General features: G+C 34.3%; 13 protein-coding genes. 7 read left to right on the forward strand and 6 right to left on the reverse strand.

The features are described from left to right. The first annotated feature begins 114 nt into the window (after positions 1 to 114). Together LBD46_04545 and LBD46_04550 are read left to right on the forward strand one after the other, a co-directional pair. Entirely contained in the window at positions 115 to 291 is a 177-nt protein-coding gene (locus LBD46_04545) for a hypothetical protein (GenBank protein ID MDR2426430.1), read from the forward strand. A 3-nt stretch (positions 292 to 294) separates the two neighbouring features. Next, positions 295 to 690, forward strand: coding sequence for a DUF5675 family protein (locus LBD46_04550; protein MDR2426431.1), 396 nt, complete (start codon positions 295 to 297; stop codon positions 688 to 690). A gap of 442 nt (positions 691 to 1,132) precedes the next feature. On the opposite strand, the gene LBD46_04555 is transcribed toward LBD46_04550, so the two are convergent. The 6 genes from LBD46_04555 to LBD46_04580 all read right to left on the reverse strand — a co-directional run bounded on the left by LBD46_04555 (position 1,133) and on the right by LBD46_04580 (position 4,992). Beyond that, positions 1,133 to 1,915, reverse strand: coding sequence for an outer membrane lipoprotein-sorting protein (locus tag LBD46_04555; protein MDR2426432.1), 783 nt, complete (start codon positions 1,913 to 1,915; stop codon positions 1,133 to 1,135). A gap of 142 nt (positions 1,916 to 2,057) precedes the next feature. Beyond that, on the reverse strand, positions 2,058 to 2,666 hold the full coding sequence (locus LBD46_04560; protein MDR2426433.1) for a hypothetical protein: 609 nt from the start codon (positions 2,664 to 2,666) through the stop codon (positions 2,058 to 2,060). Between the two features lie 107 nt (positions 2,667 to 2,773). After that, positions 2,774 to 3,148 (reverse strand): hypothetical protein, encoded by a 375-nt coding sequence (locus LBD46_04565; protein MDR2426434.1) that lies wholly within the window; start codon positions 3,146 to 3,148, stop codon positions 2,774 to 2,776. A gap of 8 nt (positions 3,149 to 3,156) precedes the next feature. Then, a complete protein-coding gene (locus LBD46_04570) occupies positions 3,157 to 3,609 on the reverse strand; it encodes a zf-HC2 domain-containing protein (protein MDR2426435.1) in 453 nt (150 codons plus the stop codon). Between the two features lie 11 nt (positions 3,610 to 3,620). Then, positions 3,621 to 4,181, reverse strand: coding sequence for a sigma-70 family RNA polymerase sigma factor (locus LBD46_04575; GenBank protein ID MDR2426436.1), 561 nt, complete (start codon positions 4,179 to 4,181; stop codon positions 3,621 to 3,623). Positions 4,182 to 4,194: 13 nt separating this feature from the next. After that, the gene (locus LBD46_04580; protein MDR2426437.1) at positions 4,195 to 4,992 is read right to left on the reverse strand and encodes an RNA methyltransferase; all 798 of its coding nucleotides are present in this window, start codon (positions 4,990 to 4,992) and stop codon (positions 4,195 to 4,197) included. 275 nt (positions 4,993 to 5,267) lie between these two features. Here LBD46_04580 and LBD46_04585 point away from each other — a divergent pair, with 275 nt between their 5' ends. The 5 genes from LBD46_04585 to LBD46_04605 all read left to right on the forward strand — a co-directional run. Then, complete coding sequence (locus LBD46_04585) at positions 5,268 to 5,831, forward strand: hypothetical protein (GenBank protein MDR2426438.1); 564 nt, start codon at positions 5,268 to 5,270, stop codon at positions 5,829 to 5,831. 9 nt (positions 5,832 to 5,840) lie between these two features. Further along, positions 5,841 to 7,493 (forward strand): glucose-6-phosphate isomerase, encoded by a 1,653-nt coding sequence (gene pgi / locus LBD46_04590; protein ID MDR2426439.1) that lies wholly within the window; start codon positions 5,841 to 5,843, stop codon positions 7,491 to 7,493. Positions 7,494 to 7,609: 116 nt separating this feature from the next. Continuing rightward, positions 7,610 to 8,101, forward strand: a complete 492-nt coding sequence (locus LBD46_04595) for a hypothetical protein (protein ID MDR2426440.1) — start codon at positions 7,610 to 7,612, stop codon at positions 8,099 to 8,101. Between the two features lie 36 nt (positions 8,102 to 8,137). After that, positions 8,138 to 15,841, forward strand: coding sequence for a hypothetical protein (locus LBD46_04600; GenBank protein MDR2426441.1), 7,704 nt, complete (start codon positions 8,138 to 8,140; stop codon positions 15,839 to 15,841). A gap of 89 nt (positions 15,842 to 15,930) precedes the next feature. After that, the coding region (locus tag LBD46_04605) for a hypothetical protein (GenBank protein MDR2426442.1) at positions 15,931 to 17,994 on the forward strand (2,064 nt) is incomplete at its 3' end.

Here is a 17,994-nt window from a genome sequence, read left to right on the forward strand (position 1 = left end):
ACAAAATTTATAAGTACGCTGCCATTATAGCAGCGTCAGCTGCTATAGTTTTAGCGTTGAAATGAAGAGGTATTAAAAGGATAAAAGAAAATCTTTAATGTGGGAGGTGAAAAAATGAATTTATTAAATGTGCTTGGTGGCGTGTATAATTTTTGTTTTGGCGTAAAAACAAAATCTAAAGAAAAAGGAAAGCCCAAAGACGAAAGGATTATTATTATGGGTGACAGCAAGGTAATTGTAGTTGACAAACAAGCGAAAACCCTAATAACGATGGGTTACAAAAAGGTATAAGAAATGAAAATATTGATTAAGCGGTTTGCATTTAAAGAGAATTACACTATTGGTAAACTGTATGCCGATAACATCTATACATGCGATACCCTTGAAGACGAAGTTAGAGAGCCAAAAATTCAAGGTATTACCGCAATACCTGCGGGGAAATATTTAAGCAATTTGACATGGTCTGCTCGGTTTAAAAGCTATCTGCCGATAATAGAGAATGTGCCGAACTTTGAAGGGATAAGAATTCACGCAGGAAACACAGCTTCAGACACTGAAGGCTGCATTTTGGTCGGGAAAAATGAAGTAAAGGGAAAAGTCCTTGAAAGCAAACAAACCCTTGAAAAAATTGTCGTACTATATAAAGAAGCAATAAACAGAAACGAAATTATTGAGGTAGAGATAAAGTAATAATTGCAGGCCTCAACATATTTTTAATCCTTAAAATTCTATTGATTAAATTCTAAAGAAAAAAAATAGAATTTTTATAGAATTTTTTTTACAAAGGAACAAACAAACGCACAAACGTTTAGCGGCTGAAAAAAGGTGCTAAACAACCTTTCAAATAAAGTTTAGCACCCTTTGAAAAAAAATCAAGGAGAAAAAAATGAAAGATAAAAAAGAAGTAAAAAATAAAATATACTTACAAGACTAAAATAAGACTAACTATATAGTGAATTTGTCCTGTCTCCCCGATATTTATATATGCTTGGTAAATTTCCACATTTATCAAGCATTTTTTATTTTATAGTCGAACGTGAGGTTTAGCAGCGGATGAATGTTGTTTAATGGGGTATCAAGAAGTTAAGAAAACTGGACAAAAATTAAAAGATAGAAGCTTTTGCTTTTTATATTAAAATATTGACTGCAGCATGTCTTTTATATTTCCTATTCCATAAATATTTGGAATAGCCGAAACATTTTTTGGGCTAAAAATTTCACTGTTTATTGAAGGGTTGAACTGAATCGAATGAATTTTTATATTCGATTCTATAGTTTGTTTGTCACCGGTTTTTTTCCGTATTAGCAACTGTATGGTAAAAGGACCTGTATATTTGTCTACTTTCTTATAGTTTGACAGTTCCGTTACTATCAGCATTTCTTCGGTTGAAATTATGCTTTTAAGTAAATTGTATGTTTTCTTTTCAACATAAAATTTTCTGTTTATCCCCATGCCGTTATCTTCAATGGCATAACATTCGCTTCCGTTGACGGTTTCCATTTTTTCTTTTAATACTGCATGAAGAGTAAACGAATCTATATTTTTAATATTTGAACTGATTTCGTCTATAAGAGACGTACCGAAAGAGAGAAAAGTTTCTCCTTGATTATAACTCATATACGTATCCGATGAAGTGAAAATCGTAATAATGTTTATTGTCTGTCCGGAAGTATCTTTTGTGGCAGTTTCTTCACGATATTTGTCGTAGGCAAAATAAGTTTTGCTTCTTATAGACATTCCATTTGAAATCTGAGTTGATGTAAGTTCTTTATCTATTATAATGCTTTTGTATTTGCCTATATAACTTTTCTCAAGAATTTTCTCATAAATTGAGGACGGCGTTTCCTTGTCTGACGCCATAGCGAAAGAAAATGTCATTACCGTTAAAATAAGCACTAAAAATAGTTTTTTCATTTTTCTTCTCTTAAATATACATAATATAAAAATGTTTGCCAGCTTTTTTGATAGATGTACCAATTAGATATATATATACTGATTGAAAGAGCCAATAAAAAAGGGCAGAGTCATTAAAACTCTGCCCTCTTGAAAGAAAAAATTATTCGTAAATTATATCGTCAAGATACATGACAAATCCATTTGGATTGTCGTCTTTTGATGCTGCCCAGCAGAAGCCACCGATTATATGAGAAAGATCTTTATCTTTAAGATCAATCGTATATTTCTGCCATTCTTTTGTAAGCTCTATAGGTCCGATAGACTGAGAATCTGTATCGGGAAACTCTCCAGTTATTCCGCCGACTTTAAATTCTGCTATTTTCTCTCCGCCTACAGCTCCGCGTACCCAGAACGTAAGTTTTGTCGCTCCAGTTAAATCGTATCCGCCTTTCTTTTCACCCCAGTTATTTGCAGGTTGCTGCCAGTAAATTCCCGCCCAGCCCGCGCCCTGTGTCATTTTTGCGCTATAAGTAAGTTTTATACAATAATTTCCGCTTCTCGGCGATTCTGTGTTGGCAAGATTGATTTTAAGATCGCCGTAATCTCCCATCCATCCTGAAGGGGCATAGTGATTTTCCTTAGAGGCATTTTCCACATAGACTGCAAAAGGTTTAAACGTTGAAGCCGATGATTTTGCTCTCTGAGCGAATGCAACTGTTGCTGAAGCTGCCACTAATGCTGCCACTGCAAGACATAAAATCTTTTTCATTTTTCTTCTCCTTTGTTTGTTTTAGATGCTTGCGCATCTTCCTAAATAAGACGTATTTTTCATTAAAATGTTACATATATCAATAGTAGAAAATTTGTAAAATAAAATCAATATCTTTTGTCAAACTGTTTTGCTTCATGCTCTTTCAACAGATGAGCGTATATTTTTTTCTGATTTTCATCTAAAATAGTTCTGATATTTTCTCTCATTATATGTAACTGTATTTTTATTGTTGGGTAAACTTGCTTCATTGTATCATTTATTGCAGTTTTATGTTCAGCCAGAATATTGAAAAGCAGGGCTTTCTGCACATCACTTAAACCGAGTTCTTTTGTAAGAGGTTCCAATTTTTCAAAGTCATGCTGAAAGTGATATTCGCTTTTATTATGTAGTATGCTTTTACCTATAAAACCGCAGGCAAAGCCGGCAATAAAAATGAGCAAACAAACAAAGAAGGCTTTTGTCTTAAGTGAAACTGCCATTTTTTCTCCTATTCAAATAAAGCTTCTATAATTTTAGCATCTGATATTTTGTTTTGTTTTGCAAAAATATTGCCTTTTAACACATAATTGTTTATTGCTTCCACATTGTCCACATTTGAACATGCGGTAGTCAAAGGTGTAAAAAAATTAAATGCCGCTATCACTCCGAAAATTAAAATGGAAGCAATTAATGATGTTCTAGCTGTTGCGATAAAATATTCAAGCCAATTCGTCGTAAAATGTCCATTTTTTATTTTTTCCATTATTTTTCTTTCAAAATCCGCAGGTGCTGCCTCTTTATTTAAAAAAGATGTCATCATTTTTGTGTTTTTTAGGCCTTTATATTCTTTTATGCATTTATCACAACTTTGTAAATGTTTTTCTAACATAATTTTTTCATGCTTATACAGATAATTGTCGATATATGCGCTCATATTGATTTTGAATTTTTTACAGTTCATTTTTTTCACCTTTATGTTCTTAAAATATTTTTTAATTTGCTTCTGGCTCTGAAAAGCCACACTTTAACTTTGTCTTGCGATATTTTCATTATTTTCGAAATTTCTTCGTATGACATATCTTCAATATCTCTCAATGTTACTATCATTCTGTATTTATAAGGAAGCTCTATAATTGCTTTTCTAACTTTTAACTGCATTTCTTTACGCATCATGAAATCTTCGATATTTACGTTTTTATCTTCAAATATGTCTTTTAAAGAAACGACAGCATCTTCTTTAATTACAAAATCTAATGACAAAATATTATTTTTTCTTTTTCGAAGACCGTTGTAACATTCGTTTACGGTTATTCTGTATAGCCACGTTGAAAAAGATGATTTTCCTTCAAAAGAATTTAAGTTTAAGTAAATTTTAAAGAAAACATTTTGTGCAATATCATCGCTTTCAGAGTGGTTGCCTGTAAATGAAAAAGCTATATTATAAACTTTATCTTTATACTTTATTATGAACGCTTCAAAAGCTTCCTGCTTGCCTTCTCTAACGAATTTAATCAGGTCCAAATCGCTTAGCATGTCAAACTCTCATTTATTTAGATTCATTTTTCGCAAAAATGTTACATTTTATATAAGAAAATGCCATTCTGTACATAATTATTGCCGCCGCTGCCGCGGCATTTAAAGACTCGGCATTTCCACACATCTCGATTTTAATTAATGCGTTGGCTTTTTTTTGAATTTCCAAACTTAAGCCTTTTGACTCGTTGCCGATAATAATAACACTTTTTGTGGGAAAGACTATGTCTTTCAACCCTGTTTTTGCATCTAATGATGCGGCAAAAATTTTCACTTTTTCTTTTTTCATCAGTTTTATAATGTCTTGGATGTCGCATTCATCTATTATTGGAAGATGAAAAAATGAACCCATTGTGGAACGAATTACTTTGTCGGAATAGATGTCTGCGCTTCCTTTAGAAACAAAAATGCCTTTTGCTCCGAAAGCGTCTGCAGAACGTATTATTGTTCCTAGATTGCCGGGGTCCTGCATCTTTTCTAAAATAATAAAGAAGCCGTCTTCTTTAAAAATGTTTTCAATATCATAAGATTTTTTTTCAATGACTGCTATTATCCCTTGAGGCGTTTGAGTTGATGAGAGTTTTTTGAAAAGAGAGTCAGCAATTATGAATGATTTGATGTTTGTTTTAAACTGGTTTTTTTTTGAAAAGGTTTTTGATATAAAAAAACTGTCGATATGCCAATTTCCGCTTATTTCTTCGGTCTGTTTTTGTCCTTCAACAAGGAACAGCCCATTTTTCTGCCTGTATTTTTTTTCTTTAAGAGACATCGCTTCTTTAAAGATTTTATTTTGCGCGCTTTCAATAATCATAGTATTATTTTTACCACTTATTTAACAAAAAGGCAATTATTTCTGCAAAAAATAGACAAAAAACTATTTAAAATATATAATATATAGGTTAATTTTGCGGCATGAGATTGCGCTGCTTAATTTAATATGATGATTTTTTCAGCGGGCAGCTTTGTATTTTTGCCGGCAGAGTTTTTGGAAAGATTTTCAACTATGGATTTGTTTGTTATGTGTCTTATAAAAATGCTTGCCTAAACAAAATTCTATCAAAAATGACAATAGTGGATGGAGGAAAAATGAAAAAAATTTTGGCAGCAGTTTTGTGTATGGTTTTTGCCGTATCTTCAACTTTTGCTTTAACTATACTTCCAAAGGTCGGAGCGGATATATCGGGTACTATGAATCATGAAAAGGAACCTGACAAAGAAACAAAGCTTGGATTTACTGTCGGTGCAGAAATGAGAGGAAAAATAAGCAATTATTTCGGCTGGGGAGCCGGTTTGGAATACGCCTTGCCAAGAGGTTTTGCTAAAATAAACGGCGATAATGATTTTTCATTTTTGCCCGTTTATATATCTTTGCTATTTTATCCTTTGGGAGAATGGGACAATGTGAGACCTTACATAAAAGCAAATGCTGGCTACAGCATTTTTGCGACAACTGAAACTGACGGAGATATTTCCGGAAACATTTACTTAAGCGCTGGAATAGGAACTGAATATGAAAATTTTATTGCTGAAGTCATGGCTTCAACTTATGACGGAGAATATGATGGAATGTGGATTTCTTATCAAAAAATAGGTGTTATCTTCGGATATAAATTTAATATTTTTTCAAACTCAGAATGGGAAGAGGAGTAAAAAATAGTCATGAGTATATTTGAGTTTACAAAAACACAGCAATGGCAAAACCTTAAAGCGCATCGAGTGCAAAATAAAAATTTAAGCTTAAGAGATTTATTTAAAGAGTCCGGAAGATTTGATAAATTCTCGGTCAAAGATGATAATCTCGGATTGGTTTTTGACTACTCGAAAAATATTATAAATGATGGTACCTTTCATCTGCTTATTGAGCTTGCAAAAGCGGCGAAAGTAAGTGAATATGCCACCAAGATGTTTTCCGGAGAGAAAATTAATTGGACCGAAAAACGCGCCGTTTTGCATACGGCATTGAGAAATAGAAACAATAAGCCGATATATGTCGATGGCAAAAATGTGATGTTGGAGATAAACGTCGTTCTTGAAAAGATGAAGATTTTTAGCGAAGATATACGAAAAGGAAGACGGCTTGGCGCTACGGGAAAAAGAATTACGGATGTAGTAAATATAGGTATAGGCGGCTCGGATTTAGGACCTAAAATGGTATGCGAAGCATTAAAGTTTTTGGGAAATGTGCTTAACATTCACTTCGTTTCAAATATAGATGGAGCCGATATTCTTGAAACTTTAAAAAAATTAAATCCTGAAACGACGCTATTTATAATCGCTTCAAAAACATTTACCACGCTTGAAACTATTACCAATGCACTAACCGCAAGAGATTGGCTTACCGCGAAGTTAGGCGTAAAGTCCGTAGCAAATCATTTTGCCGCTTTATCGACGAATGTCAAAAAAGTTAAAGAGTTTGGTATAGATGAAAACAATATGTTTGAATTTTGGGATTTTATCGGAGGTAGATATTCTCTTTGGTCAGCCATAGGACTTCCGATAGCATGTTTTATAGGTTTTGACAAGTTTACGGAACTTCTGGAAGGCGCTTATTATATGGACAAACATTTTATTGAAACATCTTATGAAAAGAATGTTCCTGTCATTATGGCGCTGCTTGGAGTATGGTATATCAACTTTTTTAACGCGTCAAGCCATGCGATTCTTCCTTACAGTCAGTATCTCCATAGATTTCCCGCTTATCTGCAGCAAGCAGATATGGAAAGCAGCGGAAAAACTATAAACTTTGAAGGTGACAGAGTTGACTATCAAACCGGGCCCATAATATGGGGGGAACCCGGAACAAACGGGCAGCATTCTTTTTATCAGCTAATTCATCAAGGGACAAAGTTTATTCCATGCGATTTTATAGGTTTTATAAATCCGCCGGAAAAGGTAGGCAGTCATCACGAGAAACTTATGGCAAATTATTTTGCCCAGACAGAAGCTCTTGCTTTCGGGCGGACAAGGGAAGAAGTTATCGAAAATCTGACAAAAAGCGGAACTTCTAAAGAAGATATAAAAATGCTTACGCCTCACAAAATTTTTGAAGGAAACAGGCCTACCAACAGCATTTTAATAAATGAGCTTACGCCTAAAACTCTTGGCGCTTTAATCGCAATGTACGAGCATAAAATATTTACTCAGGGAATAATCTGGAGAATTAACAGTTTTGACCAATGGGGAGTTGAGCTTGGAAAAGTTTTGGCAAATACCATACTTCCGGAGCTTGAAGGAAAAGCTGACAATAAGCATGACGGTTCGACAAAAAATCTCCTAGCAGTCTTTAATAAAAGAAGGAAACAAAATTATTAATAAAAGTCAAACTAAAAATAAAAAAATATTTTTATTACAGAAAATAACTTGTGAAAAAAATGTGAATATTGTAAAAAGTGCTTGTTTGAAAAAGGGTTTTTGTGTATAAATTTAGTATGAGCATAAAAAAGTGTTTATCGGTTATTGTTTGTTTTATAATATTTTCACCTTCATTTGTGAAGGTTGTTTCTGCAAATGAGGTTAGCGTTCTTTGCCTTAACAGCACAATATCCAGCTATTATGCTTCGTTGTCAAAAGTGGCTTTTAAGATGGTAAATGTTATAGCTCAGGACTTTCTTGATATGCAAGCACAGACATCAAAAAAAGAAGCGCCTCCTAAACATGATGGAAAAAATAATAAAGATGACAAAGCTATAGTTTTAGATAATAGTATGCAGAAAACAATGAAAACAAATTTATTGTCCGGGGGGGCTTTATCTTTTGAGGGCGCAAAAGATATTTATGTTTTAAACATAACGGGAGATAGTCATTTTGCTTTTACTGGTTGGATGATTTTATTGTTAATGATGTTTATTTTGTCAGTAAGAAAAAAAGACGACTCCGAAGTATTATCATACTACTTTAAAAATACCCACCCGATCTTATAATTTAAGATCGGGTGTTGTTTTTTATAGGAGGGAAATATGTTTTCTAAAACTTTAAAAAAAATAAGATTGAGTAAAATTACAGCGGTTTTGACTGCCGCGAGTTTTATGCTTTCTGTTTTTACAACGGGAGGCTGGTCGGCGACTGCGCAAATGTCTATGCTCCAGCCGGCAGGCATTGCACCTGCATTGTCATTTTCCGAGAACATAGTTCCTTTTAATATAGGACGGGTTACAGATGTATTAAATACTGGAAATGGAAAAGTAATAGTTAATATTCAGGATTTGCACGCACATGAGGAGACACAGCGCAATATTAATGGCATACTTTCCATTCTCGACGCGAAATACGGGATAAATAAAATATATGTTGAAGGTGCTGCCGGGCAGGTAAGCACTGGGTGGCTGGCCAATATTGAGGATGAAAGTTTCAAAGATGCGGCGATAAATGCTCTTATTAGAGAAGGAGAATTAAGCGGAGCGGAGTATTACTCGATAAAATCTTCAAAAATAAATATTCTTCAAGGTATAGAAAATGCCGAACTCTATATTGAAAATTTTAAACGTCTTGAACAGATTTATAAAAAGCGCGATGAAATCCGGTCTCTCATCCCTGAAATTAACGATTTTTTGAACGTGGTTTCACAAGCATATTACAGCAGAGAAAACCGAAAATTTATAATAACTGTAAATAAGTATAAAGAGGGGAAGATGAAGGCAGACAGATATTTCAGATATCTGCTTGAAAAAGCCGGCAAGAATGAGGTAAATCTTGCAAATTATCCGTCAGTAGTAAGTTTTGAGAAAATAATAAAGCTGCAAGCTTCGATGAGAAATAAAAAGCTTACCGCGCAGATTACGGAATTGATAGGTTTGCTTAAGGAAAAGTTGCCCTACTCGGAGTATAAGAAAATCTCGGATTTGTTCGGGAAGAAAGAGGAAGAAGGGAATTTATCTCTTGCGCTTGGCGATATTTATTATAAGTACGGATTTGTGGGAAAATATAACGAGCTGGAAAAGTTTTTTGAGCTAACAAGCCTTAACCAGAATATCAATCCCATATATCTTGTGCAGGAAGAAAAGAAGCTGACAAAAGAAATTATGTATCGTTTTGCAATGACAAATTCCGAGAGGGAAGTATTGTTTCTTAACGATATGTTTTCAACATTTGAGAACTATCTTAACAATAAAGTATCGGCCAGAGAATATGAATATTTTGAAAAAAACCTGCTGAAATTTAAAATACTGTGGAAGAAATACGTTGACATAGCAGGATTGCCTGAGATTGACAGGTACTATGAATTATTTGACAGGTTTTACAAAGTCAATGTCGAAAGAAATAGATATTTTCTTGAGCAGATAACGGGAAAGCTGCCTAAACAAACTCAAGAAAAAATAAGAACAATCAAAAATCCGGAACAAAAATCGGCATCAAAACTGCTGGAAAATGCAAAAAATATCGATGTGGTAATAACAGGAGGATTTCACACGCATGACCTTGCGAAACTTATGGGCGATAACGGCTACAGTTATATAGTAATTACTCCGAACGTTACACAGGATACGATTGTTTCCAACAAAAACTATGAAATAAATATATTAAAGCAGTCCGCTGTGTTGCAAAATACTTTTAAAGATTTGATTCAAAGCAACACGCTTAATCTGGCCGCAGATAACAGCAATGTAATTGACGTAATAGCTTCGTATGTTACGTCTTTTCTGATTTTACAGACGGCTGATATTGAGGGGAAAATGCAGGAATTTCCCCAAATTTTTGCGCAGATGGTTAAGGATAATGCCAAGCAATTGCATGACAAGTTTAAAGTTGACAATCTTTCTATAGGTGTTCCGGTAAAAGAAGGAGAAGGATATAAAATAACTTTTACTTACACAGATGTTGAGGGCAAAGAACAAATAGCTGTTCATAAAGTATTGCCGCGTCCGCCTGCGATGGATTATAATTCTGAGCAGCAAAAAATCATTAGCGCCGGGTTGTTTATAGCAGGGATAGGAATTGGTTTAGTTTCTGCATTTTTTTTGGCACCGATTTCTGTTCCTACTTTTCTTGCTGCTGAGATTTTTGCAGTAGTGGGGACATATTTTGGCGCTGTTGGATTTATCAAAACCCTTATGGCAAAAAAAGCAATTAATGAGTTTATTTTGTATGTATTTCGTATAGTTCATAAAGTGCCTGATAATCATTCATTTAACTTGAAGATTGCTGAATATCATGTAGGAGAATACATTACAAGAAGTCTTATCAATTCTGATATAAACATGGTTCTGCCGGACAATACTTCTCAGCGCGATTTTTTAATTGATTTTAAGGAGAAAATGTATATTCTCGGTCTTTCCAAAAAAATAGATATTGTAAACAGGTTTGCTAAAAATGTTCCGTCAGAAATAAAAGAAGTTTCGCTGTCTAATATCGCATCAGTTGATCCTGCAAATCCGAATGTAATATATGTAAACCCAATAGCTTTGTATTTTCTTGACAAAAATGCGCCATTAATTGCTCAATCAATAATACTTGATCACGAACAGTCGCACATCAGAGGCAAAGGTGAAATTTTTGCTTACTTTACGGAAAACTTTAGGGTTGCGGCACGAGCCTTTGCGTCTTTATTAAAAACTGAAAAAAATGAAAAAATAAAAATAAGACGCTTATTCTCGGATATACATGCTTTTGATATAATGCATTATGAAGGTATTTTAACTGAAATAGAAGAGCAAAAAAAAGGAAAAGTAGAAAGAATTAGAGCTGATCGTCATCAACAAATACTAGATTTTTTAACAAAGGCAAAAGAATTATTTACTCTCCACTCCTTGCATCCGTCTCTTTTTGCCGAACAGAATAATATTGAGGATATAAAGAAGATAGAAAGTATGATACAAAAGTTGAACGCGGAGAGAGACATAATCCTGCAAAATCCTTATGAGTCTAATAATGCAGAAATTTTAAAAATATTAAAACGCTTTGAGCAAGAACAGAAATGGGAATTATCGCAGAAATATTCTCTGTTCAACAAATTATACGGTTACATGTCAAATGATTTTGAGTTTTTCGGTGAAATATTAAAAATTAGGTATAAGGTCAGTGAAGCAGATGTAGATGAGTTGATACGACTTGATAAAGAGATTACTCTTCTTGAAGCGGGAATAAGAACAGAAGAAGTAATAGGAAAAAAAGAAGAACGAATAAAGAAGATACAAGAAATTAAAAATAATATAATATTTTTTGATTTGGGTATAGAAATAGATAGATTTACAAGTAATCCTATCAATGACAATAACAAAAAAAGTTTTCTGAACGTGGTAAAATTATATAAGAATTTGGCCAGAAGCATAATGAATAGAAAGAAAGCAGAAGTACCTCTGTTGACAACTGCCATGTACAGACTTGCTAATATTCGTAGATCTATAGAAGAAAATGGATTACCATATGATGAGGAATTAAAAAAAATTATAGACCAGTTGGACGCTGATATTAAAAACTTTAACTCCAGACCATCCTACCTTACTGCGGATTCGACGAAAGAAGCGTATATACAAAAGTTGAGCAGGGTTTTTGGCAGGAGTTGGGCGGAAAAGATAGCGAATTCAAAGATAGGGTACAGAATTCTTACGGCCGCCATTGCTCCTTTTATGGAAAGAGGGCAGTTGATGAGAATATTTGATGCTTTCAGAGCGTCGAAACAGGAGGGGCTGACAGAAGAAGAAATCGTAAAGAGAAACGAAAAGGCAGCCGCAGCGTTGGAGGATTTTCTTAAAGGGCATGAGAATTATGCTGAAGGTGTGAAAGAAAAATATAAAGAAGGAGCTATGGGTATAATCAATGCTTCGTTGTCAGCTTATAATGCGGCGTTGAAAATTACGGGAATAAGAGCAATAGCGGGATTAACGGCAAATATTGCAAATATTTTATCCCATATGGTATGGAACATAAAGGCTAAAAAGCATATCATGACAGCGGATATTCCTCCGGTGGACCCGAAAACAAAGTATTTTGTAGATAAATTTTATGACACTAAAATCGAAAGAGATGACACTTTTCTCGGCTCTTTATACGAACATTTTGCGGAACTTGATAAGACATTAAAAAAGCTTCGACAGGCAATAGAAAACTTTGACGACACAGAAGCCTCTGAGGACGCTTTGAAAAATGCTATTGCGGGCATGAAGATTGATCCCCTTGTTGACTATCGCGATAGAGTTACATATCTATTAAAATACGTGAAAAAAAGAAGTTTGGATGAAGCTTTCAAGAAACTCGGATGGAAAGGTGTTGATATTGATATCATTGACTTTACAAATATATCAGTAGACGGCGATGTTTCCATTGAAAATTTAATCTTCAGCGGAGACGTGATAATTCTAAACGACAGCGCAGAAAAAGTAACACTTAATGCAGATTCTCCTATATTTAAAGGGTTGGAGCGCGGAGAGGATTCTAAGCGTATAGTTAAAGATGTGATTGTAATCGTAGACAAAACCGGAGAGATGATAATAGAAGTCAACAATTTGTGGAAAACTTCCGATCAGCTTATACAAGAAATATCACAAAAATCTTCTGAGTTTAATAAATTATACACTGAAACAATATTAGATGTTGAAATGATATTAGATTTCTACGATGAAAAAGGCACACTTGTAATTTCAAATAAATTTTATACAGAGCAAGTGGAGGGGATACGTAAGGGACTGCATAGGCTGCAGTGGCTTGATAAAGAGATTAATGAAAAGGGACAAAAATTGGGCAGTAAAGAGACTACTGAAATGAGGCAAAAACGTGATTTCATAAGCCGTTTAGTTAAAAAAGCTGAAACTATTTTTGGGTCTATTACAGGTGAGCTTAAATTACCCATGCAAGATTTTTTTAATAAAGTGATTGCCGATATGTATTCTGATTCTGCCAGAAAGCTAATGAGTGAAGATGAAAGATTGAAAATTATTTATATCATTATTGGCATACATGATACTATGATGGATAAGAATATGATAGACACTAAATCTGAATTAAAAAAAATGCTTAATATGACTATAAATCTGGAAGCTCTCAACAGCTATACTATAGATAAAATAAAGTATATGTACGGTGGAAAATACGTCAAAAGTAAATGGATACCGAGCGAAAAAGGGCTTACGGTAAATGTCGATGCAGATGCATATTATATATACGGACACTTATGGGGATCTCTTAGCACTGCAAAGTTGACCAATTTAGATGTAAAAGGCAAATTTAAATTAAATAATCTGAGACTTGAAGGAAAAGTAACTTTTTACAATGAAGGCGAAGAAGTCGTTACGATTTCTCCAGAAACTTTAAGTTCTTTCAAGCTTAATAAGGATAAAGAAGGACGAGTAATATTAAAAGATACGACTGTGACAGTAGATAAAAAGGAAGAAATTTCCATTAGTTCAACTTTACCGCAAAAGAGAATGATGATATTTTTCGATAAATTAAAAATTGCTTTAAAGAAATTGTTATTAGGCAAATCTTATGTTGATATTAACGTCCCGGAACTGAAAAATAAATCATATACTTTCATTGTTGCTGAAGGAGATGATATTTACACTATAATTAAGCAGGCAGAAGTGCTTATAGAAAAAGGCATTGATGTAAATATCGTCAAACCCGGCAATATTTTCAAATACAACGTAGAAGATCCTTTGGTTGATAATATCTACAAATATAATATAGATTTCGATATTATTTATTTGGATAAAGAAGAGATAATTGATTCTCTTTGGTTTATGAAGAAAAAAGATGATAATACCGGTAAAGAGATTAATATTTATATCTACAATGTAATTGAAAACATGGATATCCATTATATGAAGGAAGTATTAGAATGGTTTAAACAAAAAAAAACTATGCTTGGCAAAGACAATTTTGGTATAGTTGATGTGCCGTCGGGTGAAGGAATGAGTTATGATATGATCCAGATGATGTTTCCTGAGGCAGTTATTGTGTCTTCTTTATCAAATAAAGACAAACCTGTCGAAGAAATTGACTCTCGGAATACGCGAGGTTTTGTCTCTTCTTATATTGCAGGACAAGAAGAAGAGATACTTACTCTTGCAGGGGAAATGATGAGGAAGAGAGTTAAAGATTTATATATGGAATCAAGTCCAATTTTTTCTACTATCGTGGATACTTCAAAAACGTCTTTAAGCGATATTAACTCAGAAGCGGCGATAAAAGAGCTGAAATCTTTCAATATTGACACAATAGTAATAAAACTTGACACTTCAAATACCGTTGATGTTAAAACTCTGCGCGAGATACTTTTAAAAGCGCACAATCAGGGTTTGAAAGTCGTGATTGAATACTCTCTTGACAATTATACTGCTTTTGAAAGCTGGTTGGAATCTTTATATTCACAGTTGGTATCTTTCAGAGTGGTAACCGGCGTTACGCAGGGTTCAAAAGATTTTATTGATGGCATAAGGCTGGATTTGTCACGTATGTCAAATGACGATGCTGAAAAAGCTTCGAAAAAATTCAATGTTGTAAGGGGCATAATAAACGGGGAATCTTCGGAAGGCATTTTTGGAGTAAAAAGTTCTTATTATGCTGAAGATATTTACAGAGATGCAAAAATAATGACTGTAAGAACTATTTCACATAACAATAAAGACGCTTTAAATATGGTCACCAATGCATGGGTAGAGTTCAGCCTTGGTAACGAATCTTACGACCTGCAGTCTATGGATTATAATTTTACAGCTAATGATATTGAAGATATCACAAAAGCAAAAACAGTCGGCATCGTAGGCATAGCTTATGATATTATTAAAGCTTTGAAGCAAACAGAAGAGACCCCTTTTGACACTTTAAATATGCTCAAAGTACTATTTTTAAAAAGAGCCGTCATTTTCAGAAATACTCCGCAAGGTGCATTTAGTTCGGCAAGAGCTTTAGCCGTAAGGCATAACGTTTTAGTTGAAGACGACTCCGAAGTGCAATTATACAAATCTCTTGCAAATTTACGTGCTGGAAAAGATATTAATGAAACTATATATGAAATCGAATCGCTTTTAAAGTCGAATTATATGTATGATTTGATCGCACAATTCAAAAATATTAATACTGAAATTATTACAGAAATCAAAAAATACGATGCGAGTAAGAACACGGATTATGGGCATAATTTCAGATATTTCGAAAATAATAATAAGACCCGCAGTTTAATTATTAAAAGAATCGAAGGTTACCTGCAGGGCGCAATTGAGAACACGGAACTTGCAAACTACGAGAAACAGTCACACAAAAAACTCAATTATGTCAATAAGACAAATAAAGATAAGCTCGGAAAGATGCTTCTCGAAGCGAAACTGCTTATGCTTAAAAAGGACATTTTTATGAATATGAAGATTGAAGACGCTTCTGTGGATGTTCCTTATGGCAAAGATCTCAAGCCAATAAAAGATAAAGAGTCGTTATCCATTCTTAACAATGAAGATAATGCTGAGCTACAGAAAGTTCTTGAATTGTTGGATACTCTTAACACTGTGAACGCAGTTGAAGCTTTTGCCGTAATACAGGAAGCAATAAATATTCTAAATTCACTTATTGAATCCGATGCTCTTTCTGCGGAAGCTAAACCCATTGCATTGTCTGAACTTCTCTCATTGCTTGTTCTAAAGGCGGATTTTATGCAGGGCAACATTGTCGATACGGCAAAGGAGGGAATGGGAAATATCATTGCAAATACAAGGGCGGTATTGGCGGCGGCGTAGAGACAAATTTCAATATTCGATTGCGTTTCAAAAAGTGGACTGGATGTTTTCTTTTTTGCATATAAATTATTTTCTCAAGGGGGAAGATTATGTTTTTAGAAATTTTTAAACGGATTAAACTTAGAAAAATTACCACAGTTTTAACCGCAGCAAGTTTTATATTTTCAATTTTTTCGGCAGACGGCTGGGCTGCCCCGTTCCAGATGCCTATGCCGGCGATGGTTGCGCCGGTTACAATGTCTGCAGACTATATAATTCCTTTTAATCTCGGAAGGGTCACCGATTCTGTAAATTTTAAAACCGATAAAGTTATAGTTCAAATTCAGGATTTACATTCGCATGAGGAAACGCAGCGCAATATAGCAAGCATACTGTCGTTTTTGGATTCACATTATAAAATCAACAAAGTATATGTCGAAGGAGCTGTCAGCGATGTTGACACGTCGTGGCTTGCGAATATCTCTGATGAAAACCTGAAAAACTCGATAATCAATTCCCTTCTTTCAAAAGGCATTTTGACCGGTTCGGAATTGTTTTCCATAAATTCTGGCAAAACAAAAATTCTTAAAGGCATTGAAGATAGAAAAACTTATCTTGAGAACTTTAACAGACTTGTCACAATTGATTCGCAAAGAGAAGAAATCAAATCGCTGTTTCTCGAAATAAGAATGATTCTTTCATATCTGGCAGACCAGCATTACGGAAAAGAAAACAAGAAAATTGATTCTGTAGTAAGGAAATATAAAGACGGCAAAATTTCATTTGACAGATATTTCGCCTACATAGTCAAAAAAGCAAAAAAACAAAATATATATTTCGGTTTTTACCCATCGATAGTTTTATTGTCGAATATAATAAACGTCCAAAGTAAACTCAATAAGGATAAAATCAATTCCCAAATATCCAACTTCTATAATGAGCTTAAATCTGAAATCAGCTATGGTGAATATAAAGAGCTGATTGATTATTCTTCAAAACCCGAGACTGAAGGCATATTTTATTTCAAACTTGCTGAAATTTACAATAAAGGAAATTATTCCGGTAAATATCCAGAGCTTGCCAAGTTTTTACAGTTTATAAGCTTAAATCAGACAATAAATCCCCTTAATCTTGTCAATGAGGAAAGAGCGCTGCTTTGGGAAGTTAGAAATAACGCCGCAAAAACAAATATGGAAAGAGAACTTATCTATTTGAGCAGCTTTATAGATTTAATGGAAGGTTTCCTCGAAAACAAAATCTCGGCACCCGAATACAAATATTTCGAAAAAGAACTGCCCAACTTTAAATCTTTGTGGACAAAACACACTAGAATGTCTGAACTTCCGGGTCTTGAGCAGTATTACCCTTTGTTTGAAAGTTTTTACAAAGTTAACGTTGAAAGAAATAATATTTTCATAAAAGAAATCAGCGGCAAGCTTCCTAAAACCCGCGAAGTGAATATGATGTTCTCAAAAGATATGATAATGACCGGCGTTTCCGAGCTTCTTGCAAGCGCCAAAGAAATAGAAGTGATAGTAAGCGGGGGTTTTCACACTCAAGATATATCAAGAATTCTTCAAAACGCCCGCCAAAGCTATTTGGTAATAACCCCCAATGTAACGCAGGATGCGGCGCTAGCAGACAAGTTATTTGCCCAAGACGTGGCAAGAATTTCCAAATTTATTCCTTCAAATACTTTTCAAAAACCTATTTCTTCAGGAGCTTTTGATTTGGTAAGTGAAACCGGTTTAAAAGCGGTAGTCGGGGCTTATTTCAATAAAGCTCTTCTCGATGCTGTAAAATCATATGTCGACTCCGCTAACGCCAACAAAGAAAAAAAGGCTATATCTATATCCGAAGTGATAAATGCCGATGAGTCGTTCGGGGCGTTAAAACGAAGTCTTGCCGATAAAGGACTAGAAGATTTCAATATAAAAATTACTCCTAACGAAGATGGAACTTATACGGTAGAAGCATCAGCGCAAGAAATACCGTCCGGTACATTTACAGTAGCCGAAAATGGCATTTTGCCGGAATACAATGTCACAGAAGCTTATATCTATGGGATTGCAGGAATTATTACGGGTGCAATTGTTGCCGCCACTTCTGTTTTCGGTATAGTCGCCTCTGTTTCCATAGTTGCTCCTGTAATTGCCGTTTTGGGATTAAGCGTG

The organism is Candidatus Endomicrobium procryptotermitis (assembly GCA_031279415.1).
Classification (GTDB): Bacteria; Elusimicrobiota; Endomicrobiia; order Endomicrobiales; family Endomicrobiaceae; genus Endomicrobium_B; species Endomicrobium_B procryptotermitis.

Excerpts from the sequence above, each read along its gene's own strand:
- LBD46_04555 (MDR2426432.1), bottom strand. The coding sequence starts at position 1,915 with ATGAAAAAACTATTTTTAGTGCTTATTTTAACGGTAATGACATTTTCT.
- LBD46_04585 (MDR2426438.1), top strand. The coding sequence starts at position 5,268 with ATGAAAAAAATTTTGGCAGCAGTTTTGTGTATGGTTTTTGCCGTATCT.
- LBD46_04565 (MDR2426434.1), bottom strand. The coding sequence starts at position 3,148 with ATGGCAGTTTCACTTAAGACAAAAGCCTTCTTTGTTTGTTTGCTCATT.
- LBD46_04595 (MDR2426440.1), top strand. The coding sequence starts at position 7,610 with ATGAGCATAAAAAAGTGTTTATCGGTTATTGTTTGTTTTATAATATTT.
- LBD46_04550 (MDR2426431.1), top strand. The coding sequence starts at position 295 with ATGAAAATATTGATTAAGCGGTTTGCATTTAAAGAGAATTACACTATT.
- LBD46_04570 (MDR2426435.1), bottom strand. The coding sequence starts at position 3,609 with ATGAACTGTAAAAAATTCAAAATCAATATGAGCGCATATATCGACAAT.
- LBD46_04580 (MDR2426437.1), bottom strand. The coding sequence starts at position 4,992 with ATGATTATTGAAAGCGCGCAAAATAAAATCTTTAAAGAAGCGATGTCT.
- LBD46_04600 (MDR2426441.1), top strand. The coding sequence starts at position 8,138 with ATGTTTTCTAAAACTTTAAAAAAAATAAGATTGAGTAAAATTACAGCG.
- LBD46_04560 (MDR2426433.1), bottom strand. The coding sequence starts at position 2,666 with ATGAAAAAGATTTTATGTCTTGCAGTGGCAGCATTAGTGGCAGCTTCA.
- LBD46_04575 (MDR2426436.1), bottom strand. The coding sequence starts at position 4,181 with ATGCTAAGCGATTTGGACCTGATTAAATTCGTTAGAGAAGGCAAGCAG.
- LBD46_04545 (MDR2426430.1), top strand. The coding sequence starts at position 115 with ATGAATTTATTAAATGTGCTTGGTGGCGTGTATAATTTTTGTTTTGGC.
- pgi (MDR2426439.1), top strand. The coding sequence starts at position 5,841 with ATGAGTATATTTGAGTTTACAAAAACACAGCAATGGCAAAACCTTAAA.